Origin of the sequence: Streptomyces sp. NBC_00986 (assembly GCF_045162565.1) — a bacterium.
Classification (GTDB): Bacteria; Actinomycetota; Actinomycetes; order Streptomycetales; family Streptomycetaceae; genus Streptomyces.
In genome coordinates this window covers 7,934,933-7,956,759 of record NZ_CP108733.1, presented here as the reverse complement: position 1 = coordinate 7,956,759, position 21,827 = coordinate 7,934,933, and the positions used below count along the sequence as shown (strand labels likewise).

Below are 21,827 nucleotides of genomic sequence, written 5' to 3'. Positions count from 1 at the left end.
ACGAAGTAACTCTCAGGCCAGCCACTGCTGGTACGCCAGGTTCGCCACCAGCCCGAACACCACCGTCAGAAGGACGACCCGCACGAAACCGCTGCCCTGCTTCAGCGCCGTGTGGGCGCCCAGCATTCCGCCCGCGAGGTTGAACACCGCCATCAGAGCGGCGAGTTGCCACAGGACCGTGCCCTGCCAGGCGAACATCGCGAGGGCGCCCGCGTTGGTGCAGCAGTTGACGATCTTCGCGGTGGCCGAGGCGGTCACCAGGTCGAGGTGGAGCACGGCGGTGAGCGCGAGGACCAGGAACGTACCGGTGCCGGGGCCCACGAGACCGTCGTAGAAACCGATGCCCAGGCCCGCGAGGCCGATCGCCGCGAGGATCTGGCGGCGGGTGGCCGGGCCGGGGCTCGGGGCCGTGCCGAAGGCCGGGCGGAGGATGACGAAGGTGGCGACCGCCAGCAGGACGACCATGATCACCGGCTTGAGTACGTCGGTGCTCATGCCGGCCGCGAAGAAGGCACCGGCTGAGCTGCCGGCGAGTGCCGCCAGGCCGATGCGTACGGCGAGGCCGACGTTCACCGGTGCCTTGCGGGCGTACGTCACCGCCGCGCCGGACGTGCCGACGATGGCCACGGCCTTGTTGGTGCCGAGCGCGGTGGCGGCCGGGGTGCCTGCGGGCAGGCCGAGCAGGAGTACCGGGAGCAGCAGGAGCCCGCCGCCGCCCACCACGGCGTCGATCCAGCCGGCCGCGAGGGCGGTGAGGCAGAGGACGGCGACCATGGTCAGCGATATGTCGGGCATGATCATGACCCTATGGACGGGGTGCGTGTGCCGTCCATGTATTTGAGGGGGTGGTGAGCTTCGGCGATCTTCAGCAGGCTTCAGTGGCCGGTTTCGAGGTAGCGGAGTACCGCCAGTACCCGGCGGTTTCCCGTCTCCGAGGGCGGCAGGTCGAGCTTCGCGAAGATGTTGGCCACGTGCTTCTCCACGGCTCGTTCCGAGACCGTGAACGCGGTGGCGATCGCGTGGTTCGTGCGGCCCTCCGCCATCAGCGCGAGGACCTCGCGTTCGCGTGGGGTGAGGGTGTCGAGGGCGGTGGATCGGCGTGCGGCGCCGAAGAGTTGGGCGACCACCTCGGGGTCGAGCGCGGTGCCACCGGCCGCGACCCGCTCCAGTGCGCCGACGAACTCCCCGATGTCCACGACCCGTTCCTTCAGGAGATACCCGAACCCGGCCGGATTGCCGAGGAGTTGGGCCGCGTGAGTCGTCTCTACGTACTGCGAGAACAGCAGGACGCCGGTCGCCGGGTGCCGGTCGCGTAGGTGTACGGCTGCTCGTACGCCTTCGTCCGTCTGGGTGGGCGGGAGGCGGATGTCTACGACGGCCACGTCCGGGGCGTGTGCCGCCACCGCGGTGAGGAGCGCTTCGGCGTCGCCCACCGCCGCGACGACTTCCACGTCCCGTAGCTGAAGCAACTGGACCAGGCCGTCGCGCAGGAGGGCCGAGTCCTCGGCGATGACGACGCGCATGCCGCTCCGTTCGGGTCCGCTCAGGTGTGGGGTCACGTGTGAGGCAGTTCGACCGTGACCACCGTAGGGCCTCCGTGCGGGCTGTCGCAGGTCAGTGTGCCGTCGACCGTGCGGACCCGGGCCAGCAGGCCGGTGAGTCCGGAACCGGCGCCGATCATCGCGCCGCCCTGTCCGTCGTCGGTGACGCGCAGGCGGAGGAGGCCGTCGCGGGCGGTGACGTCGACGGCGGCTGCTGTGGCGTGGGCGTGTTTCGTGGCGTTGGCGAGGAGTTCGGCGGCGCAGAAGTAGGCGATGGTCTCGACGGCCGGGGTGGGGCGGGTGCCGATGTCGGTGGTGAGGGTGACGGGGAGAGCGCTGTCGGCGGCGAGGGTGGTGAGGGCGGCGTGCAGGCCCTCGTCGAGTACGGGCGGGTGGATGCCCTTGACCAGGTGGCGCAGGTCGGTGATGGCCTGGGTCGCGTTGCCTTGAGCCGTGTCTACGACGGTGAGGACGCGGTCGGGTTCGGCGCCGGCGGTGACCAGTTCGCGGATCAGGGTGAGGTGCATGGCGAGGGCGACGAGGCGGGCCTGGGTTCCGTCGTGCAGGTCTCGTTCGATACGGCGGAGGGTCTGCGCGGCGTCGTCGACGGCTCGGGCACGGGTCTCCTCCAGGGTGCGGATACGGCGGGTCGCGGCGTCGGGGCCGAGCAGCACGGTCAACAGGGCGCGGTGCGGGCCGAGGGCGTAACGGAGGAGAAGGGGTGCGACGGCCAGCAACAGCAGACCGGCTGTGAACGGAATCAACCAGCGCGGCCAGGAGTCGAGTTGGTAACCGAAGAACTCCAGTGACACGTGATGGTCCGTGGACACCGGGTTCGTGGAGCCGTCGGTGCTGTGAACCGTGTTGTAGTTCCAGCGCTTGAGCAGCGGGTGCAGTGTGAACAGGGCGCCGTAGATGTAGCCGATGACGACGGCTGCGTAGGCGAAAACGGCTGTGAACGGGGTCAACAGGGCGCAGCCGACTGCCCGCCAGCCGGTTCGGTCGAGGAGGATGTCTCGGCGCCATCTGAGGATTCCGCCGGCGCCAACACCAGTACCGCCGGCCTCCGCGCCCGGCTGCTCGATCTCCAGGCCGAGCAGCCGTCGGGCGAGGCCCCGTTGCAGCGCGCCCAGCGCCAACGCGCCGCGCACGGTCGCCGCCAGCAACCACAGGCCGAGCGTGGTCACCGACAGCGCCCCGCCGAACGCCAGCCCGACGAGGGTGAGGAAGAAGCCGACGAGGGCGAGCGGGAGGGCGATCACTCCGTAGAGGACGGCCTTCAGCGCGCGGCGGCCGAAGGTGGCGCCGGCGAGCGTGCGGAGGCGGGAGCGGAGGCTCGGCATGGGATCAACCTAGGAGAGAAGTGACCTGGCCACGCGGAGCTGCACGGCGGTCAGGCCGCGCACCACCCACGGCATCAGCAGCAGGAAGCCGATGCCCCCGAGCACCGCGTGGAAGGCCCAGGCTCCGGCGAAGGTCGGACCGCCCCACGCGCTGGAGTAGTCGTCGCCGGCGCGGAGCGGCCAGCCGAGGTTCATGGGGACGATCGCCCAGCCGTAGAGCGTGATGAACGCCGTGATCAGGTTGAGCGGAGTGGCGAGGAGGGCGTGGGGCAGGCCGCCGGCGCGTGCGCTGCCCTGAATCTCCGTGTCCAGGAAACGGTGGACGAGCCCCCGTTGCCAGCGGGCCGTGGGCGCGCCGACAAGGGCGAGCGGGATGCAGGCCAGGCCGAGCGGGAGGGCGAGGAGTGCGTAGGCGGTGCGGCGCCAGGTGGTGGCGGTGAACGGTGCGCGGACGAGGTTCCAGGCGTGGACGGAGGTCGGGTCCGGGGCGGGCGGCCGGGTGGGCAGATCGCGGGTGGTGGTCATGGTGCATCCCCCTGCACATGAGTCGGTGTACGTGTGTCGGCGCAGCCCGTGTGAACTGCTGTGAACCGATGTCTCCAGCTTTCCGCCGCCGCCCGGCGTACACGATGGTGCCTGCACGGAACCCGGGGGTTCGGTTAACCGAACCTCACGCTCCTCCCCCGGCGCGCACCCCGAACCCTCACACCCCCCGCGCGCTCCCGCTGAGGGCAGCGTTCCTCGCGGGAAACAGGTGGGATGCGGTCGGGTAACACCGGCGTCGCAGGCTCCTGGGCATGACCTCGAATCCGCGTGGGGTGCCCACCGTGCCCACCATCGTGCTCGTCGGCCACGGCATGGTCGGTCAGCGCTTCCTCGAAGCGCTCGCCGAGCGCGGCCTGACCGCCACGCACCGTGTGGTCGTACTGTGCGAGGAACCGCGTCCGGCCTACGACCGCGTCCAGCTCACCTCGTACTTCTCGGGCCGCACCCCCGAGGAACTCTCGCTCACGGACGCGGAGTTCATCACGGAGCACGGGATCGAGCTGTACGTCGGCGACCCGGCGGAGACGATCGACCGGGCGGCGAGGACGGTAACCGCCCGCTCCGGCCTGGCAGTTGAGTACGACACGCTCGTCCTCGCCACCGGCTCGTACCCGTTCGTGCCGCCGGTCCCCGGCAAGGACTCCGACGGCTGCTTCGTCTACCGCACGATCGAGGACCTGCTAGCGATTGAGGAGTACGCCAGGTCGCGGGCGACGACGGGTGCCGTGGTCGGCGGCGGGCTGCTCGGCCTGGAGGCGGCCGGTGCGCTCAAGGGGCTCGGACTGACCACGCACATCGTGGAGTTCGCGCCGCGCCTGATGCCGGTGCAGGTCGACGCGGGCGGTGGCGCGGCCCTGCTGCGCACCATCGAGGACATGGGCCTGACGGTCCACACCGGGACCGGTACACAGGAGATCGTCGCGGACGCCTCGGGCGCGGTCACCGGCATGAAGCTGTCCGACGGTTCCCAACTCGCCACGGACATGGTGGTGTTCAGCGCCGGTGTCCGCCCCCGCGACCAACTCGCCCGCACCTCGGGCCTGTCGGTCGGCGAGCGCGGCGGCATCGCGGTCGACGAGCAGTGCCGTACGGTCACCGACCCGCACGTGTTCGCGATCGGCGAGTGCGCGCTGGCGGCGGACGGCCGGGTCTACGGCCTGGTGGCGCCCGGTTACGAGCAGGCGGAGACCGCCGCCGCGACCATCGCGCAGGACGAATCCGCCTTCACCGGCGCGGACTTGTCGACCAAGCTGAAGCTGCTCGGCGTGGACGTGGCGTCCTTCGGCGACGCGCACGGCGCCACCGCGGACTGCCTCGACGTCGTCTACTCCGACGCGCGGGCGGGGACGTACAAGAAGCTGGTGATCGGCCGGGGCGGTGAGCTGCTGGGCGGCATCCTGGTCGGCGACGCGGACGCGTACGGCACACTGCGCGCGTTCACGGGGTCCGTACCGCCCGTCTCCCCCGAGCAGTTGGTGCTGCCGGCCGGTTCCGGGGGCGCCGTCCAGCTCGGTCCGTCCGCGCTTCCCGACGCCGCCGTCATCTGCTCGTGCCACAACGTCAGCAAGGGCGCGATCCGCGGCGCGGTGACGGACCACTCCTGCACGAGCGTGCCCGAGGTGAAGAAGTGCACCAAGGCCGGTACCGGCTGCGGGAGTTGCGTCAAGGTGCTCGGCCAGCTGGTCACCGCCGAGCTGGAGGCGAACGGCGTAGAGGTCGACAAGGGCCTGTGCGGCTGCTTCCCGCAGACCCGCGAGGAGTTGTACGAGATCGCCCTCGCGCTGCGCGTCAACTCGTACCAGGATCTGCTGGATCGCTACGGCCGTGAGGGCGCCCGGGGTGGCGACGGCTGCGAGATCTGCAAGCCGACGGTGGCGTCGATCATCGCGTCCCTCGCCCCGACGATCGGCGCGAGCGGCTATGTCCTCGACGGCGAACAGGCGGCCCTCCAGGACAGCAACGACCACTTCCTCGCCAACTTGCAGAAGAACGGCTCCTATTCGGTCGTGCCGCGGATCCCCGGCGGCGAGATCACCCCCGAGAAGCTCATCGTGATCGGCGAGGTGGCCCGCGACTTCGGCCTCTACACGAAGATCACCGGCGGCCAGCGCATCGACCTGTTCGGCGCGCGGGTGGAACAACTCCCGCTGATCTGGGCCCGGTTGGTGGACGCCGGTTTCGAGTCCGGGCACGCGTACGGAAAGGCACTGCGCACCGTCAAGTCCTGTGTGGGACAGACCTGGTGCCGCTACGGCGTCCAGGACTCGGTCCGGATGGCGATCGACCTGGAGCTGCGCTACCGGGGTCTGCGCTCCCCGCACAAGCTCAAGTCGGCGGTCTCCGGCTGCGCCCGCGAGTGCGCCGAGGCCCAGTCGAAGGACTTCGGGATCATCGCCACCGCCAACGGCTGGAACCTGTACGTCGGCGGCAACGGCGGCGCGACTCCCCGTCACGCGGACCTCCTCGCGAAGGACCTCTCCGATGCCGAACTGGTGCGCCTGACCGACCGGTTCCTCATGTTCTACATCCGTACGGCCGACCGGCTGGAGCGCACGAGCGTGTGGCTGGAGCGGATTCCGGGCGGCCTGGACCACGTACGGGACGTGGTCGTGGCGGACTCGCTCGGTATCTGCGGGGAGTTGGAGGCGCTGATGGCCGCGCATGTCGCCGGGTACCGGGACGAGTGGACCACAACCATCAACGACCCCGAGAAACTGGCCCGGTTCGTGTCCTTCGTGAACGCGCCGGACACTCCGGACCCGGTCGTCGGCTTCGTCCCCGAGCGCGAACAGATCAAGCCCGACCTGCCGTTGCTCACCATCGGCATGCGGCCCCAGCAGCCCGCAGACGTCCTGGAAGGAAGCGCCCAGCGATGACCCTGGCTCCCGAGACGACCGACCTGAAGGTCCAACTCCGGCTCGCCGAGGGCTGGTTCACGGTCTGCGACCTCAACCGGCTCACCCCCGGCCGCGGAGTGGCGGCCCTGCTGCCCGACGGCAGCCAGGTCGCCCTTTTCCGCGACCGCTCCGGCACTCTCTACGGCATCGACAACCGCGACCCGTTCAGCGGCGCGGCGGTCCTCTCCCGCGGCCTGACCGGCACGCACCAGGGCCGCCCGTTCGTCGCGTCGCCACTGCTCAAGCAGCGCTTCGACCTGATCTCCGGGGAGTGCCTGGACGACGCGTCGGTGCGGGTGGCGACGTACGAGGTGCGGGCGAGCCCATTGACGCGCGAGCCGTGATGCCCCTGGGGCGCGAGGCGCACCACGGCTCCCCTCCTCACCTGATCCGGTGCGTACGCAGCGCGGTCGTCAGCGCGGCGGTGCTCAACACGGCCGTGAACAACAGGTAGTAGCCCGGTGCCACCGGCGAGCCGGTCGCCTCGATCAGGGCCGCGGCGATCGTCGGGGTGAAGCCGCCGAAGAGCGCGACCGTCGTGTTGTAGCTGAAGGACAGGCCCGTCGCGCGGGCCCGGGCCGGGAAGACGTCGGCCATCACCGACGGCAGCGTGCCGAAATACACCGCCTTGAGCAGGGCGAGGACGGTGGTGCACAGCGCGAACGTGAGGAAGGACGGCGAGGCGTTGAGCCACAGGAAGAGCGGGACGACGCTCACGCCGATCAGCACCGCTGTCGGGATCATGAAACGCAGCCTGCCGTGGCGGTCGCCCAGCAGTCCCACGAGCGGAGTGACGAAGGTCAGGACGGCCCCGGCGATGAACAGCGCGGTGAACGACAGCGAGGCGTCCAGGCCCAGTTGACCGATGCCGTACGTCGGCAGGTACTGGAGCATGAAGTTCAGCGCCGTCGAGACGATCAGCGCACCGCCGGCGATCAGCAGCCCACCCCAGTGGTCGCGGAAGACCGACACGATCGGGGAGGGTTTCGGGGCGGCTGACTCCAACTCGGTTGCCAGCGCTGGGGATTCGTCCATGTAGCGCCGTACGAAATAGCCCACCGGGCCGATCAGCAGGCCGAACGCGAACGGTACGCGCCAGCCCCACGACGTCATCTGCGCGTCGGACAGCACGGCCGTGAGCACCGCCGCGAAGCCTGCCGCCATGAGGGTCGACAGGCCCTGGCTGGCGAACTGGAAGCTGCCGAGGAAACTCTTGCGCCGCTCGTCCTGCTCGACCAGGAAGGACGTGGCCGCTCCGAACTCGCCCCCGGCGGCGAATCCTTGGATCAGTCGCGCGAGCACGATCCCCAGGGTCGACGCGATCCCGAGGGTCGAGTATCCGGGCATCACAGTGAGCAGCAGCGTGCCGAGCACCATCAGCCGGATCGACAACACCAGTGCTTTCTTACGGCCGTTGCGGTCCGCGTACGCGCCGAGCAGCAGCCCGCCGAGCGGCCGGATCAGATACGTCACGCCGAACACGGCGTAGGCCTGCACCAGTTGGACACCGAGGTTGCCGCCGGGGAAGAACGTGCGGCCGATGTACGACGCCATCAGCGCGTACAGGGCGAGGTCGAAGAATTCGAGCGCGTTGCCGATGGAGGCCACCGCGATGGCACGTCGTGCGGTGGTGGGGCGGCTCGGCGCCCGGGTGTCGTCGGGGTGGGTGGACTGGATGGGCTGGGGGGACGGAGCGGTCATCGGGGGTCCTTCCGGCGGGTGTTGGGGAGGGGTGTGCCGGACGGGGCGCGGGTGCCGAGACTCGGGGGGGCTTTCGGGGTTACGTGTGGACGGGGAGCGGCCGGTCCGCCGATGGACGGCCCAGCGCGTGGAACAGACCTGCCGCCAGGACGAGGCCCTCGCGAGCGATCGGCGCCAACAGGTGTTCGTCGGGGGCGTGTTGGAGGCAGCCGGGGTAGGAGTGGGGCAGCCAGAGGGTGGGCAGGCCGAGGACGTCGGTGAAGACGGCGTTGGGCAGGGAGCCACCGATGTTCGGCAGTACGGCGATCGGGCCGCCCGTGACCTCTTCGAGCGTGGTTCTGGTCCAGCGCACCCACGGGTCGTCGAGCGGGGTGCGGCTCGCGGCGAAACTGCCCAGCACCCGGACGTCGACCATCGGGTACCCGTGCTCGGCCAGGTGCCGGGTGACGGCCTCGGCGACCTGATCGGCGTCAGTGCCCACGACGTACCGGAGTTGGAGGATCGCGCGGGCGCTGCCCGGGATCGCGTTGACCGGCCGGTCGGCGTCGGCCGCGCCGAGGGCGAGGACTTCGAGGGTGTTCCAGGCGTAGAGCCGTTCGGCGGCGGACAGTTGGGGCTCGCCCCAGCCCTCGTCCGGTACCGGGTCGCCGGGTGAGGCGGCGACGGTGACGCCGGCGAGTGCCTCGCGGACCTCCTGCGGGATCGGAGGCGGCAGCAACTCCGGTACGCGGATGCGGCCGTGGCCGTCGACCAGGGTCGCGACGGCGCCGGCGAGGGTGGTCGCCGGGTTGCGCAGCAGGCCGCCCCAGTTGCCGGAGTGGTAGGCGTCCGGCCGTAGATCGGCGGTGAGTTGGAGGCCGAGGCCGCCGCGCGCGCCGAGGAACAGCGTCGGGGTCGTGGCGTCCAGGCGGGGTCCGTCCGAGGCGACGAGCACGTCCGCCTTCAGCAACTCCCGCTGTTCGGCGGCGAATTCGGCGAGTCCGGGCGAGCCGACCTCCTCGGCGGACTCCAGCAGGAAGGTCAGGTTGAAGCCCAACGAGCCCTGGTCGGCGAGGAGTAGGCGAAGGGCGGCCAGATTGACCAGGTGCTGGCCCTTGTTGTCGGCGGCGCCGCGTCCGTACCAGCGGTCACCCTCGGCGGTCAGCGTCCACGGGTCGCGGCCCTCGCTCCACCGGCCCGCCTGACCCTCGACGACATCCGCGTGGCCGTAGACGAGCACGGTCGGCAGGTCGGGAGACTCGACGCGGGTGCCGATCAGGAAGGGGCCGGCCGCCGGATCGGGGTTGTCGTAGCGCGCGACCTCGCAGCCGAGGGCGGTCAGGGCGGGGGTCAGGAACTCGTCGAGGTATGCCTCAATGGCAAGGCGGCCTTCCGGTCGGGAACTCTCCGTGGCGTACGCGACCATGGTGGCCAGCTCGGTGAAGAAGGCACCCGAGTCGACGAACTCCTCGGCTTTACGGGCCAGTTTCTCAGGGATCACGGGAAGATTTCTCCAGGGAGGGCGGCGGTCGGGCGGGCTGTGCGCTCTCGTCGTTCCAGCAGAGTAGGGCGGATCCGGGCCTGCGACCATTGCCGTTTGTGACGTGAAGCGTTCTACTTTCAGCAACGCAATCTCCGACCAGATGTCTGATCACAGGGGACCCCATGCAACTCCTGCCGGTGAATCTCGCCTACTTCCTGGAGGTCGCCCGCACCGGATCGGTGACCGAGGCGGCCCACGCCCTGAACGTCGCGCCCTCGGCGATCAGCAGGCAGATCGCCAAGCTGGAGTCCGGCATCGGGGTCCCGCTGTTCGCCCGGCACCCGCGCGGGATGACCCTGACCGAGGCCGGCTCCCGGCTGCTGGCCCACGCCCGCCGCACCGAGACCGAATCGACCACGCTGGTCGAGGAGTTGAGGACGGGGCGAGGTGCGGAGGCGCGCAGTGTCGCCGTCGCCTGCTCGGAGGGGTTCGCCCGGCGACTGGTGCCGCGGGCGATCACCGACTTCCGGCGCGAACACCCCGACGTGGCCTTCCGCGTGGACGTGGTCGGCCGCCAGGAGGCGACCCGCCGCGTGGTCGAGGGGCTCGCCGACGTCGCCGTCACCTACACGATGGGCCCGCAGCACGATGTCCGCGTCGAGTGCGCGGTCGTGGTCCCGGTGGCGGCGATCGTCCCCCTCGGTCACGACATCGCCGGACGCGACCGCATCGGCCTCGCGGACCTGTGCGCGTACCCGCTGGCACTGGCCTCGCCGGGCACGAGTCAACGTGAACTCTTCGACATCGGGGCCCAGTTGGAGGGGATCACGGTCCGTCCGGCGCTGGTCTGCGACAGCCTCGCTCCGCAGTACGAGTTCGTGCGGTCGGGCGGGGGCCTCGCCCTGGTCGGAGACCTCGGCGATCTCGGCGATCCCGGCGACGGAGAGCGGGACACCGAGGGCGTGACGTACGTCCCCGTCGAGCACCCGGTGTTCCGGCAGCGCGAGGCGCAGGTGCAGACGGCGACAGGGCGGCGGCCGTCCTGGTCGGCGACGCAGTTCACCGAGTTGCTGGTGGCGTCACTGCGGCGGGACCGCTCCCCCTGAACCACTGCCACCCACACATGAGCCTCACAGCGGGACGTCACGCCCGGAACACACTTCCCTGACAATCTGATCCGGCCGCGTGGGAGCGCTTCCCATCACAAGTCGGCCGGAGAGAAGGGCAGTTCGGTACGTGAAGCTCGACATGTTCAGCGAGATCCAGGACCCCAGGCCGTGGGCGGCCGAGGACCACGAACACCGGCGGATCACGGAGGCGGTCGAACAGGCCGTGCTCGCCGACGAGTTCGGGTACGACTGCTGGTGGCAGGTGGAGCACCACGGCGCGGCGGAGTTCAGCCTCAGCTCGGCGCCGGAGTTGCTGCTGGCGGCACTGTCACAGCGCACGTCCCGGATACGGCTGGGCCACGCGGCGGTGTTGGCACCCGCCGAGATCAACCACCCGAGGCGAGTGGCCGAACGGGCAGCCTGGCTGGACCAGTTGAGCGGTGGCCGGGTGGAGCTGGGCCTGACCCGTTCCACGGCGCCGGAGTGGCGCATGTTCGGCGTGGACCCGGCGGGCGCCCGCGCCCAGACCCAGCGGGCCTTCGAGGAGATACCCCGGCTGTGGACGGGCGCCGGCGACCGGCCACTCGTCCCCGCGCCCCTCCAGCACCCGCACCCGCCCCTGTGGCAGGCGGCCTCCAGCCCGGCGTCGTTCGAAGAGGCGGGCCGGCGCGGAGTGGGCGTCCTGGGCACGACCCTCTGGGAGCCGTTGACCCGGGTGGCGCGGCTGGTGGAGCTGTACCGGGAGGCCGTAGCCGCGTGCGAACGGCCCGCCGGTGCCTTCGTCAACGACCAGATCGCGTTCTTCACGTTCGTCCACTGCGCCGAGACCGACGAGGAGGCGCTGCGGTCCGGCGCGGCCGCTGCGGCGGCCTGGTACACCGCCCGGGCGCTCACCTTCTTCGAGGCCGCGGAAGCGTTCGTCGAGACGATGACGATCCAGCAGGGCATCCTCGCCGACCCAACCGGCGGCGGGCTGGCCGGCGCGTTCCTGCGCGACGAGGTCGACACGGCCCCCAACGCGGCCCAACTGGCCATCGGCCGCATCCTCCAGGGCGAAACCGTCCCGGAGGACGAGCTGTTCGAGGCCCTGATGGCCCAGGACTCCCTGATCGTCGGCAGCCCCGACACCTGCCGCAAAAAGCTGCGGGCGTACGCGGACGCGGGCATCGACCGGTTGATGTGCTTCCAGCAGGTGGGGGCGATTCCGCACGAGCGGGTGATGGACAGCATCCGGCGGGTGGGCGAGCTGATCCCCGAGTTCGCGTGAACGGGCCAGCCTCTGTGCGTCCGGACGGGCTTTCTTGACTGATCGTTCTCGATAACCCTAGGCTGCTGGACATGGCCAGGACCAAGGAGTTCGACCCCGAGGCCGCGCTGCGGGCAGCCCTGGAGCTGTTCTGGCGGCGCGGCTACGAGGCGACGTCGATGTCCGACCTCGTCGAGCACCTCGGCGTCGGCCGGGCCAGCATCTACGCGACCTTCGGCAACAAGCACGAGCTGTACCTGAAGGCCCTGGAGAGCTACGACCGGTCCGGACTCACCCCGATGGTGCGGGAGTTGTCCCAGCCGGGCCCCGCGCTGCCGCCCGTGCGAGCGATCGTACGGCGGTACGCGGCCGAGGCTGCGGACGAGCAACTCCGGACGCTGGGCTGCATGGTGACCAACACGGCGGCCGAACTCGCCCCGCACGACGTGGCCGCGACCCGGCTGGTCGAGCGCAACTGGGACCAGTTGGAGGCGGTGTTGCGCTCGACGTTGGTGCGGGCGCAGGCACAGGGCGAGCTGCACGCCGACCGCGATCCGCTCGCCCTCGCGCGCATGCTGCTGGTGCTGATGCAGGGGTTGCGGGTGGTCGGCCGGGCGTCCGGGGACCCGGCGCGGGTACGGGACGCGGCGGAGCAGGCGTTGACGTTGCTCGACTGAGACACCCTTCTGTTCAGGGCCTCTTCTTATGTCCTCATATTGAACTGATCGGTCAAGAAAAGGGGAGATCATGACCAGCCGCAACACACCAGCCCGCTTCTCCGGCAGGACCGCGCTCGTCACCGGTGCGGGCTCGGGCATCGGGCGCGCCATCGCCCTCGCGTTCGCGGCGGAGGGGGCGAACGTCGTCGTAGCAGGACGGCGACGCGAACCGCTGGACGAGACCGTCGCGTTGATCGAGACCGAGACCCGGGGCGGGGGCGGGAAGGCCTTCGCGGTAACTGCCGATGTGTCGAAGGCAGTTGACGCCCACGCCCTGGTGCAGGCAGCCGTGGACCGATACGGCTCGCTCGACGTGGCCGTCAACAACGCGGGGATCTTCCGGGGCGGACAGCCCCTCGCCGACCTCGCCGAGGAGGACTGGCGCGCCCAACTCGACATCAACGTCACCGGTGTCTTCCTCGCGCTCCAGGCGGAGATCCGGCAGATGCGTACCCAGCCGTCAGGCGGCGCGATCGTCAACGTGGCGTCGACCTTCGGCGTGCACACGAGCAGCCCCGGCGCCGCCGCTTACTCCGCGTCAAAGGCCGCCGTGGCCGTATTGAGCAAGGGTGCCGCCGTGGACCACATCCGCGAGGGCGTCCGTATCAACGTGGTCAGCCCCGGCGCCACGGACACCCCGATGTCCCTGCGCGCGGGCGAGACGGAGGCCGACCGAGCCGAACGCGTACGGGCCACGCTCCCCCTGGGCCGTATCTCCGCCACGTCCGAAGTGGCCGCCGCCGTCCTCTACTTGGCCTCGGACGACGCGGCGTCGGTTGTGGGCACCGACCTGGTGGTGGACAGCGGCGCGACGGCGTGAAGGCCGGGGGCTTGAATGCCGGTAACTTGCCCGCTCACGGCTTGAGTTGGTCGTACACAACCCCCGTCAGCTCCTCCGAAGCGACCCAAAGGCGTTGCCCCACCGCGTCGTTGAGGGTCCAGGGTGCCCGCCAGGACGGCGCGGGCGCCCCGCGCCACATAGCGACACGGGGGCCGAAGAACGCATCAGGTCGGACGTCGGGGGCGGTCGCCGCGTAGAGGGAGGGCAGCGCGCCGGCCTCCGCGGACTGGGCGAGGACCCGGTTGCCGATCTCCATGAACCGCTCGGCACCCTTGCGCCCCTCCGCCTGCGGTCCGGCCGTCTGGAGGTTGGTGGCGGCGTACCCGGGGTGGGCGGCGGCCGCGACCACCCCCGAACCGGCCGCCGCGAGCCGCCGTGCCAGCTCGTGTGTGAAGAGCAGGTTGGCGGTCTTGGAACGGGAGTACGCGGTCCAACGGCTGTACCGGCGCTCGCTGTTGAGGTCGTCGATGTCGATGTTGGCGAGCAGGTGCATGAAGCTGGAGAGCGTGACGATCCGGGCGTCGGGTGCGTCGAGCAGCGCGGGCAGCAGCAGCCCGGTGAGCGCGAAGTGCCCCAGGTGGTTGACCCCGAACTGCGTCTCGAACCCGTCCACGGTCGTGCCGTACGGCATCGCCATGACCCCGGCGTTGTTGACGAGCAGATCGAGCCGCTCATAGGGGAAGGTGTCCGCGAACTCCCGTACGGAGGCCAGATCCCCGAGATCCAACCGCCCGAACTGCGCCTCCGCGCCCGGCACTTCGGCCACGATCCGGTCGGCGGCCTCACTCCCCCGCACCTCGCTCCGGCACGCGAGCACGACCCGGGCACCCTTGCGGGCCAGTTCGCGCGCGGTGACGTAGCCGAGCCCGCTGTTGGCCCCGGTGACGACGGCGACCCGGCCGCGCTGGTCGGGGATGCCGTGTTCGTTCCAGCCGGACATGAGCGAGCTCCCTCGGTAAGCGTGGACAAGAGTCGGCGAGCGGTTGGGATCTCAGCGTACGAGAGCCGACCTGCCACCGCTCCGCTCACTCCGAGCGACATATCCATCACGAGATGGTCACTCTTCCCTCACCGCCCTCACCGGGGCAATACGGTCCATGTCTCACCAGACACAGGGGGACGAGATGACCCACCCGTACGCCACACCACCCATGCCCCAGCCCCAGCCGCCGTTCCAGCCCGTCCGCCCCGCACCCCGCTGGGCCCGCAAGCGCTACGTCCTCCCCGCCCTCGCCCTGGCCTTCCTCATCGGCATCGGCGCGGGCGGCTCCGGCCAGGACAAGAAGACCGACACGACGGCCGACGCGAAGCCGGCAGCGGCCAGCCCCCAGCCGACGATGACCGTCACGGCGACGACGACGGAACCGGCGACCCCGGCGCCCGCGCCCACGGTGACCACGACAAAGACCGTCAAGGTCACGAAGACGGTCACCGCGGCGGCCGCCGCGGGCAGCGGCTCGGGCTCGGGTTCCGGCTCCGGTTCTGGCTCCGAAGACACCAACTCCGGCGGCGGCAGCACCTATTACACGAACTGCACCGCGGCCCGCGCGGCCGGCGTCACGCCCCTGCACGTGGGCGACCCCGGCTACGACTCCCACCTCGACCGCGACGGGGACGGCGTCGCCTGCGAGTGACGGCCGAGGAAGCGGCGAGCCGAAGCGGCATACGACGTAACCGTAACGACAACACCGGCGCTCGCACCGGTAACTGCCCGGATGTCCAGGCAATCCGCCCAGAGCCGGTGCTCACCGAATCACGGGGATCTACGAACGGCGAGGAGGGCGCGGGCCCCGTTGAGGGATGAGTGACCTCACACCACCGGACGGCGCGTCGCGCGTGAGCGCTCCTACAGATGCATCCGCACGCCCCCCGAGACGGACTTTAGGCAACATTTCGGAGGGTAGCTTTAGCGCTACTTGATGACATATCAGATTTGCATATGTTGTTAGCGCATGACCGCTTCTCGGGGCGATCATCCAGGGGGAAGGGGGACGCATGCCGAGGCGTCGCCGCAGGACGTCCGTGCGGGCACCGGCACCGCGCGGTGCAACCACGCGCAGGGGAAGCGTACGCCGGACCAACCGTCCGTCCCGTCGGGCGACGCAGCTAAGACGCCGACTGCGGTCGGCGCGACGACGTGGCTGGTCCCCGCAGACGGGGCAGCAGGGCCCCGTCCGCTGGGACATGTTCCAGCAGGTCGTCACACTGCTGATCGCCCTGGCCACCACCTATATCTCCTACCAAGCGATCCTGGAGAGTGCTCAGGACTCCAGGGTCAGCCACCAGGAGACCTACCAGCAGAACGCACAGGACACCGAGAGCGGACTCGCCGAGCACTACAGTGCGGCCGTCGCCCAACTCGATTCGCATTCCGTACTGGAACGCCTGGGTGGTATCCACTCCCTGGAACGCATCGCCATCGCATCCGCCACCATGTCGGCCGATGTCTCCAAGCGGTACCGGTCGGTGGTGCTGGACCTGCTCTGCGCCTTCGTGCGGCAGGAGGCACCGGATGTCCACCGAGCACCGAGCCCCCGCGGGCGTGGGACAGAGCCGAACAACACCCGCCCAAGGGTCGATGTCGCAGCAGCACTCACGGCGATCCAGAAACGCCCGCAACGACTCCCGGCCGATACGGTCGACCTCAGCGAGCGCGACCTGACCGGAGCCGATCTGGACTTCTCTCATTTCGAAGGCTCCGATTTCAGCGGTTCCCGACTGACATACGGCACGTTCAGCAAAGCCAGCTTCAGCGAAGCGAAACTCGACGGCGCCGACCTCAGCGGAGCACGGTTCAATTCAGCGAACCTGTCCGGCGCGAAAATGGTGAGATCCGTGCTGGCCAAAGCCGATCTCATCGGCTCGGATCTCTCCGAGGCCACACTCGGCCTGGCAGATCTGTCGCGAGCCAAGATCGGCGGCGCGAAGCTGATGAGCGCTCGCCTCACGCACGCGAAGCTGTTCTGGGCCGACCTGGGCGGAGCCAACCTGAGCCGTGTGACCGCCGTCGGCGCAGACCTGCGACATGCAGATCTCAACGGCGCTCGGTTGTCCGGTGCACAGCTGAGCGGTGCTTCATTCGACGGCGCGAATCTCAATCAGTCCGATCTGGCGGGCACGGACCTCAGCGGCGCCAAGGGATTGACGCTCCAGCAGTTGCGCTCCGCCAAGAAGATCGACGCGGGTACACGGCTGCCGAACGGTTTCTCATGGTCGGCCAACGGCGGCATCAGGGAAACACACACATCTCATACGAACAGGTGACGGGGAATCACATGGCATACTCCACCGTCCTAAGGCCGACACCGGTCTCGGTGCTCTTGCTGGCCGGACCGCTCACCGGATGCGGCGACGACAAGCCGTCCGAGCACATGCGCATCGTGTCCTTGTCGCCTACGGCCACGGAGATTCTTTACGCCGTGGGCGCAGACGACGACGTCGTGGCCGTCGACGGACTCTCCGACTACCCACCACAGGCACGCCGGAAGAGTGTCGACAAGATCCACGCAATCAATCCCGACATCGGCGAGATCATGCGGTACAGGCCAAGTCTCGTGATCCTGGCGGACTACACGGGGTCAGACGGCGGCAAGGGGATCATCTCGGAACTCCACGACCGGAAAGTGAACGTTGACCTCGAACGAACACCGAGCGACCTCACCGGTGCATACGCCTCGATCGAGAAACTCGGCAAACTGACACATCACAAGCCGCAGGCACAGAAGATCGTCCAGCACATGCAGAGGAAGATCGGAACTCTAGTGAAGTCGACACCTGTACCGCCGAAAGACACACGGTACTACCACGAGATCGACAACAGCTACTACTCTGCGACGTCCCACACCTTCATCGGTTCGGTCTATGCAGAATTCGGCATCCAGGACATCGCCGACCCGTACGACGTCGAAGGAACGGGATATCCGAAACTGACACCCAGCCAAATCATTTCTGCCGACCCGGACCTAGTCTTCCTGGCCGACACCAAGTGTTGCGGCCAGAACCTCAAGACGGTCCGGGAGCGTCCCGGCTGGAAATCAATCAAAGCCGTCCGTAATGGAAGGGTGATCGAAGTCGACGACGACGTATCGTCCCGCTGGGGACCACGCCTGGTCGATTTCGCCGAAACGATTTCCAAAACTCTCAGGAAGGGACATTCCTCACGATGACCCCTCACTCGGACCAGCATGAACGGAGGATCCTCAGGCGACAGGTCGTCAAGGGAATAGCGGCAATGCCAGGACTCACCACAGCACAGATCCCGGCGGCAACACCCCCAAAAGCCACTGCACAGCCAAAACCCGAGGTGGAACAAGCCACCTCGGCTCCGGCGACCGGCGCGCCAGTACCCGCTGTTGTCAGGTCACGGCAGGAGCTGATCGGCGGCGGGTCGCTCCGCCATGGCGTCGCATCGCCGTCCGCGTCCCTGCCCATCGCGACGAACGGCACCACGTACGACATGGCGCAATCACTGACCTGGCTGGACTCACGGCACTTCGCCGTCGGCCGCTGGGACGGTTCGATGAGCATCTTCGAGTTCACTGTTTCGCGATCGACCGGACCCGTGATGCGAAGGAATGTGAACAGCCCCGCCTACCAGGGGGTGCGGACGGTGGCACCTCTGCCCGGTGCATCGCTGGTCACGTCGAACGACGACGGCTCGATCGCTCTGTGGTCTTCAGCAAACGGTCGGTGGTCTGATCTGCGCCTGGCGGAGACACCTCAGTTCGACCGCGGCCTTGGAGTAGCTACGAGTGCCCTCGCCCTGTGCTCCGGCAGACTGGTGGTGGGGCATGCGTCCGGCCATCTGTCTCTGTGGTCCCACACACCTCAGCGTCCTCGACTTACCTTCCTGCGCTCGGTGGATCTCCGTAATCCCGCCCCGGTGAACCCGTGGGGACTGCACGACATCAACGCCATCGCCGCGGTGACAGACTCCCGGACGGTGGCTCGGGTCGTCACCGGCTCGGAGGACGGGTACCTGTGTGTCGTCGAGGTTCCCTCTGGACGCGTTCTGTCTCAGAACGTGTTCAATCCCCGGGCCCAACGAGGCGTGAACGACCTAGCAGTTCGGGGGAATTCGCTCCTTGTCGCCACCTGCTCCGTCGGACGCGACGACCACAACTTCTGGTACTACCGGATCGGCAGCGCCGAAGGGGACATCGTCCTGCGGGACAGAGTAAATCTGGTCGTCGACTCAGCCCGTGCCCAGGTGTTCAACTTCAGCACCGTCTGGGGGGAGTACCGGAAGGGACCGTGCTGGTTCGCTTCCACAGAGGAGGGCGCGCTGTGGATGGGCACGGCTGGTTCCGAACTGAAGGCGATCGGACACCAGACAGTGACCGCTCCTCTGGGGTCGGCTCTCGGATGGACCAGCAGTCCCCGCCGGCTGGCCATGGTCGCCTACGACCTGTACGAATTCACGATGTAACGCGCTCGGAGATCATGAGCGGTACCCGGACCGCGATGATCCCGGGCCGCAGAAAGCAGAGAGGGGCGACACCCCCGCACAGGGTGCCGCCCCTCCCCTCGCAATCCGGAACCGCCATCGCGTCGGTGAGGGTCAGGATGACCGACAGCGGCCCCGGGGTTCTTGGATGCCGTACGACGGAACGCCGTACGCCCTACCGGTGATCGCTCCCCTGCCCCGCCGAAGCCGCCCGCCCCGCCTCGAGCCGAGCCACCGGAATCCGGAACGGGGAGCACGACACGTAGTCCAGTCCGACCTCGTGGAAGAAGTGGACCGACTCGGGATCGCCGCCGTGTTCGCCGCAGACGCCGAGCTTGAGGTCCGGGCGGGTTTCGCGGCCCGCCTTCGCCGCGAGCTTCACCAACGAACCCACACCGTCGCGGTCGATCGTCTCGAAGGGGCTGACTCCGAAGATGCCCTTCTCCAGGTAGGCCGTGAAGAACGACGCCTCTACGTCGTCCCGGCTGAAGCCCCACACCGTCTGGGTGAGGTCGTTCGTGCCGAAGCTGAAGAACTCCGCCGCCTCCGCGATCTGACCCGCCGTCAGGGCGGCACGCGGGAGTTCGATCATCGTGCCGATCGAGAGCTTCAGCGATGTACCCGTTGCCGCCTCTACCTCCGCGACAACCTGGTCGGCCTCCTCGCGGACGATCTCCAACTCCTGGACCGTGCCGACGAGCGGGATCATGATCTCGGCGCGGGGGTCGCCCTTGGCCGCCTTGCGTTCGGCGGCGGCCTCCGCGATCGCCCGTACCTGCATCGTGAACAAGCCCGGAATCACCAGACCCAACCGCACACCCCGCAGCCCCAGCATCGGGTTCTGCTCGTGCAGGCGGTGGACCGCCTGGAGGAGGCGGAGGTCGTTCTCGTGGGACTCCTGGCGGGACTCCGCGAGCGCCACCCGGACCGACAACTCCGTGATGTCCGGGAGGAATTCGTGCAACGGCGGGTCCAACAGGCGGACGGTGACCGGGAGTCCGTCCATCGCCTTGAACAGCTCGACGAAGTCGGCCTTCTGGAGCGGGAGAAGAGCCTTGAGGGACTCCTCGCGTTCGGTGTCCGTGTCTGCCAGGATCAGGCGCTCGACCAGTTCGCGGCGGTCGCCGAGGAACATGTGCTCCGTACGACAGAGGCCGATGCCCTGGGCGCCGAAGCGGCGGGCGCGCAGCGCGTCCTCGGCGTTGTCGGCGTTGGCGCGCACCCTCAACCGGCGTACGCGGTCGGCGTATCCGATGATCCGGTGGACCGCCTCGACCAACTCGTCGGCGTCGTCGGCACCCGCGTGCATCCGGCCCTCGAAGTACTCCACGACCGGGGACGGGACGACGGGGACCTCGCCCAAGTAGACCTTGCCGCTGGAGCCGTCGATCGAGATCACGTCGCCCTCCTCGACCACGTGACCACCCGGCACCGTCATCCGGCGCCGCTTGGTGTCGACCTCGAGCTCCTCCGCGCCGCAGACACACGTCTTGCCCATGCCCCGCGCGACGACGGCCGCGTGGGACGTCTTGCCACCCCTGCTGGTGAGGATGCCCTCCGCCGCGATCATGCCGTCCAGGTCGTCCGGGTTCGTCTCGCGGCGGACCAGGATCACCTTCTCGCCCGAACGCGACCACTTCACCGCCGTGTACGAGTCGAAGACCGCCTTGCCGACCGCCGCACCCGGCGAGGCCGCGATGCCCCGGCCGACCTGCTGGACCTTCGCCTCGTCGTCGAAGCGCGGGAACATCAACTGCGCCAACTGCGCACCGGTGACCCGCTGGAGGGCCTCCGCCTCGTCGATCAAACCCTGGTCGACGAGTTGGGTCGCGATACGGAAGGCCGCGCCCGCCGTCCGCTTCCCCACCCGCGTCTGCAGCATCCACAACTGCCCGCGCTCGATGGTGAATTCGATGTCGCAGAGATCCTTGTAGTGGTTCTCCAGGGTCTTCATGATCTGCATGAGCTGGTCGTACGACGCCTTGTCGATCTGCTCAAGTTCCGCGAGGGGCACGGTGTTCCGGATGCCCGCGACGACGTCCTCGCCCTGCGCGTTCTGCAAGTAGTCGCCGTAGACGCCCTGGTGGCCGCTGGCCGGGTCGCGGGTGAAGGCGACGCCCGTGCCGGAGTCGGGGCCGAGGTTGCCGAAGACCATCGAGCAGACGTTGACGGCCGTGCCGAGGTCGTGCGGGATGCGTTCCTGGCGGCGGTAGAGCTTGGCGCGGTCGGTGTTCCAGGAGTCGAAGACCGCGTGGATGGCGAGGTCCATCTGCTCGCGCGGGTCCTGCGGGAAGTCGCGGCCCGCCTCGGTCTTGACGATCCGCTTGAACCGGGTGACCAGCTTCTTCAGGTCGGCCGCGTCCAACTCGGTGTCCACGGCGACCTTCTTGACCTCCTTGGCCTTGTCGAGCGCCTCCTCGAAGAGGTCGCCGTCGACGCCGAGGACGGTCTTGCCGAACATCTGGATCAGGCGGCGGTACGAGTCCCACGCGAAGCGCTCGTCGCCGGCCTGCTTCGCCAGGCCCTGCACGGACTTGTCGGAGAGGCCGATGTTCAGGACGGTGTCCATCATGCCGGGCATCGAGAACTTCGCCCCGGAGCGGACGGACACGAGGAGGGGGTCGTCGGCCTGCCCCAGCTTCTTGCCCATCGTCGACTCGAGCGCGTCGAGGTGTGCACTCACCTCGTCACGCAGTGCCGCCGGCTCCTCGCCACTGTCGAGGTACGTCTTGCACGCCTCGGTGGTGATGGTGAAGCCGGGAGGGACGGGAAGGCCCAGGTTCGTCATCTCGGCGAGGTTGGCACCCTTGCCGCCGAGGAGGTCCTTGAGGTCCTTGTTTCCCTCGGTGAAGTCATAGACGAACTTCACTACGTGGGGTTCTTTGTTTTCCGACACGGGTCTCGACTCCTCGGGACGCGGGTGGCTGCCCTGACGGCCAGGAACATACCCAGATCGAAGGCGCCTGGGTACGTCCA

Annotated in this window: 18 protein-coding genes; 10 read left to right on the top strand and 8 right to left on the bottom strand. The window is 69.0% G+C overall.

What is annotated here, in order from left to right; genetic code table 11:
* Window positions 1–12: 12 nt before the first annotated feature.
* From OG504_RS35575 to OG504_RS35560, 4 genes are all read right to left on the bottom strand, one after another.
* Window positions 13–795 (bottom strand): sulfite exporter TauE/SafE family protein, encoded by a 783-nt coding sequence (locus OG504_RS35575; RefSeq protein ID WP_405993464.1) that lies wholly within the window; start codon window positions 793–795, stop codon window positions 13–15.
* A gap of 80 nt (window positions 796–875) precedes the next feature.
* A complete protein-coding gene (locus OG504_RS35570; protein ID WP_405993463.1) occupies window positions 876–1,523 on the bottom strand; it encodes a LuxR C-terminal-related transcriptional regulator in 648 nt (215 codons plus the stop codon).
* 32 nt (window positions 1,524–1,555) lie between these two features.
* Window positions 1,556–2,884: a sensor histidine kinase gene (locus OG504_RS35565; protein ID WP_405993462.1), complete on the bottom strand. Its 1,329-nt coding sequence runs from the start codon at window positions 2,882–2,884 to the stop codon at window positions 1,556–1,558.
* A gap of 9 nt (window positions 2,885–2,893) precedes the next feature.
* A complete protein-coding gene (locus OG504_RS35560) occupies window positions 2,894–3,409 on the bottom strand; it encodes a hypothetical protein (RefSeq protein WP_405993461.1) in 516 nt (171 codons plus the stop codon).
* 272 nt (window positions 3,410–3,681) lie between these two features.
* Between OG504_RS35560 and nirB the strand changes: the two genes are divergently transcribed.
* Both nirB and nirD read left to right on the top strand, forming a co-directional pair.
* Complete coding sequence (nirB, locus tag OG504_RS35555; protein WP_405993460.1) at window positions 3,682–6,306, top strand: nitrite reductase large subunit NirB; 2,625 nt, start codon at window positions 3,682–3,684, stop codon at window positions 6,304–6,306.
* Window positions 6,303–6,671, top strand: a complete 369-nt coding sequence (gene nirD, locus OG504_RS35550) for a nitrite reductase small subunit NirD (protein ID WP_405993459.1) — start codon at window positions 6,303–6,305, stop codon at window positions 6,669–6,671. Before nirB ends, nirD begins: the two co-directional genes overlap by 4 nt.
* A 37-nt stretch (window positions 6,672–6,708) precedes the next feature.
* Here nirD and OG504_RS35545 read toward each other — a convergent pair whose 3' ends face one another.
* Entirely contained in the window at window positions 6,709–8,028 is a 1,320-nt protein-coding gene (locus tag OG504_RS35545) for an MFS transporter (protein ID WP_405993458.1), read from the bottom strand.
* Window positions 8,029–8,107: 79 nt separating this feature from the next.
* A complete protein-coding gene (locus OG504_RS35540) occupies window positions 8,108–9,508 on the bottom strand; it encodes a M20 family metallopeptidase (protein WP_405993457.1) in 1,401 nt (466 codons plus the stop codon).
* A gap of 164 nt (window positions 9,509–9,672) precedes the next feature.
* Between OG504_RS35540 and OG504_RS35535 the strand changes: the two genes are divergently transcribed.
* The 4 genes from OG504_RS35535 (at window position 9,673) to OG504_RS35520 (ending at window position 13,384) form a co-directional block, all read left to right on the top strand.
* Window positions 9,673–10,596, top strand: a complete 924-nt coding sequence (locus OG504_RS35535) for a LysR family transcriptional regulator (RefSeq protein WP_405993456.1) — start codon at window positions 9,673–9,675, stop codon at window positions 10,594–10,596.
* A 130-nt stretch (window positions 10,597–10,726) separates the two neighbouring features.
* Window positions 10,727–11,866 carry an LLM class flavin-dependent oxidoreductase gene (locus tag OG504_RS35530; RefSeq protein ID WP_405993455.1) on the top strand — a complete coding sequence of 380 codons (1,140 nt, stop codon included), beginning with the start codon at window positions 10,727–10,729 and terminating at the stop codon, window positions 11,864–11,866.
* A gap of 71 nt (window positions 11,867–11,937) precedes the next feature.
* On the top strand, window positions 11,938–12,522 hold the full coding sequence (locus OG504_RS35525; RefSeq protein ID WP_405993454.1) for a TetR/AcrR family transcriptional regulator: 585 nt from the start codon (window positions 11,938–11,940) through the stop codon (window positions 12,520–12,522).
* A 70-nt stretch (window positions 12,523–12,592) separates the two neighbouring features.
* The gene (locus OG504_RS35520; protein ID WP_405993453.1) at window positions 12,593–13,384 is read left to right on the top strand and encodes an SDR family NAD(P)-dependent oxidoreductase; all 792 of its coding nucleotides are present in this window, start codon (window positions 12,593–12,595) and stop codon (window positions 13,382–13,384) included.
* Between the two features lie 34 nt (window positions 13,385–13,418).
* Here the strand turns inward: OG504_RS35520 and OG504_RS35515 are convergent, their stop codons facing one another.
* Window positions 13,419–14,345, bottom strand: coding sequence for an oxidoreductase (locus OG504_RS35515; RefSeq protein WP_405993452.1), 927 nt, complete (start codon window positions 14,343–14,345; stop codon window positions 13,419–13,421).
* A gap of 184 nt (window positions 14,346–14,529) precedes the next feature.
* Between OG504_RS35515 and OG504_RS35510 the strand changes: the two genes are divergently transcribed.
* The 4 genes from OG504_RS35510 (at window position 14,530) to OG504_RS35495 (ending at window position 18,833) form a co-directional block, all read left to right on the top strand.
* On the top strand, window positions 14,530–15,039 hold the full coding sequence (locus OG504_RS35510; protein WP_405996519.1) for an excalibur calcium-binding domain-containing protein: 510 nt from the start codon (window positions 14,530–14,532) through the stop codon (window positions 15,037–15,039).
* Window positions 15,040–15,589: 550 nt separating this feature from the next.
* Window positions 15,590–16,669, top strand: a complete 1,080-nt coding sequence (locus tag OG504_RS35505; protein WP_405993451.1) for a pentapeptide repeat-containing protein — start codon at window positions 15,590–15,592, stop codon at window positions 16,667–16,669.
* 11 nt (window positions 16,670–16,680) lie between these two features.
* A complete protein-coding gene (locus OG504_RS35500; protein ID WP_405993450.1) occupies window positions 16,681–17,571 on the top strand; it encodes an ABC transporter substrate-binding protein in 891 nt (296 codons plus the stop codon).
* A 65-nt stretch (window positions 17,572–17,636) separates the two neighbouring features.
* Window positions 17,637–18,833 (top strand): hypothetical protein, encoded by a 1,197-nt coding sequence (locus OG504_RS35495; RefSeq protein WP_405993449.1) that lies wholly within the window; start codon window positions 17,637–17,639, stop codon window positions 18,831–18,833.
* Window positions 18,834–19,026: 193 nt separating this feature from the next.
* On the opposite strand, the gene ppdK is transcribed toward OG504_RS35495, so the two are convergent.
* Window positions 19,027–21,747: a pyruvate, phosphate dikinase gene (gene ppdK / locus OG504_RS35490; RefSeq protein WP_405993448.1), complete on the bottom strand. Its 2,721-nt coding sequence runs from the start codon at window positions 21,745–21,747 to the stop codon at window positions 19,027–19,029.
* Window positions 21,748–21,827 lie beyond the last annotated feature (80 nt).

Coding starts and splice junctions, on each gene's coding strand:
- OG504_RS35560 (WP_405993461.1), bottom strand. CDS start 3,409: ATGACCACCACCCGCGATCTGCCCACCCGGCCGCCCGCCCCGGACCCG.
- OG504_RS35505 (WP_405993451.1), top strand. CDS start 15,590: ATGTTCCAGCAGGTCGTCACACTGCTGATCGCCCTGGCCACCACCTAT.
- OG504_RS35525 (WP_405993454.1), top strand. CDS start 11,938: ATGGCCAGGACCAAGGAGTTCGACCCCGAGGCCGCGCTGCGGGCAGCC.
- nirB (WP_405993460.1), top strand. CDS start 3,682: ATGACCTCGAATCCGCGTGGGGTGCCCACCGTGCCCACCATCGTGCTC.
- OG504_RS35535 (WP_405993456.1), top strand. CDS start 9,673: ATGCAACTCCTGCCGGTGAATCTCGCCTACTTCCTGGAGGTCGCCCGC.
- OG504_RS35570 (WP_405993463.1), bottom strand. CDS start 1,523: ATGCGCGTCGTCATCGCCGAGGACTCGGCCCTCCTGCGCGACGGCCTG.
- nirD (WP_405993459.1), top strand. CDS start 6,303: ATGACCCTGGCTCCCGAGACGACCGACCTGAAGGTCCAACTCCGGCTC.
- OG504_RS35495 (WP_405993449.1), top strand. CDS start 17,637: ATGCCAGGACTCACCACAGCACAGATCCCGGCGGCAACACCCCCAAAA.
- OG504_RS35565 (WP_405993462.1), bottom strand. CDS start 2,884: ATGCCGAGCCTCCGCTCCCGCCTCCGCACGCTCGCCGGCGCCACCTTC.
- OG504_RS35510 (WP_405996519.1), top strand. CDS start 14,530: ATGACCCACCCGTACGCCACACCACCCATGCCCCAGCCCCAGCCGCCG.
- OG504_RS35575 (WP_405993464.1), bottom strand. CDS start 795: ATGCCCGACATATCGCTGACCATGGTCGCCGTCCTCTGCCTCACCGCC.
- OG504_RS35520 (WP_405993453.1), top strand. CDS start 12,593: ATGACCAGCCGCAACACACCAGCCCGCTTCTCCGGCAGGACCGCGCTC.
- OG504_RS35515 (WP_405993452.1), bottom strand. CDS start 14,345: ATGTCCGGCTGGAACGAACACGGCATCCCCGACCAGCGCGGCCGGGTC.
- OG504_RS35545 (WP_405993458.1), bottom strand. CDS start 8,028: ATGACCGCTCCGTCCCCCCAGCCCATCCAGTCCACCCACCCCGACGAC.
- OG504_RS35500 (WP_405993450.1), top strand. CDS start 16,681: ATGGCATACTCCACCGTCCTAAGGCCGACACCGGTCTCGGTGCTCTTG.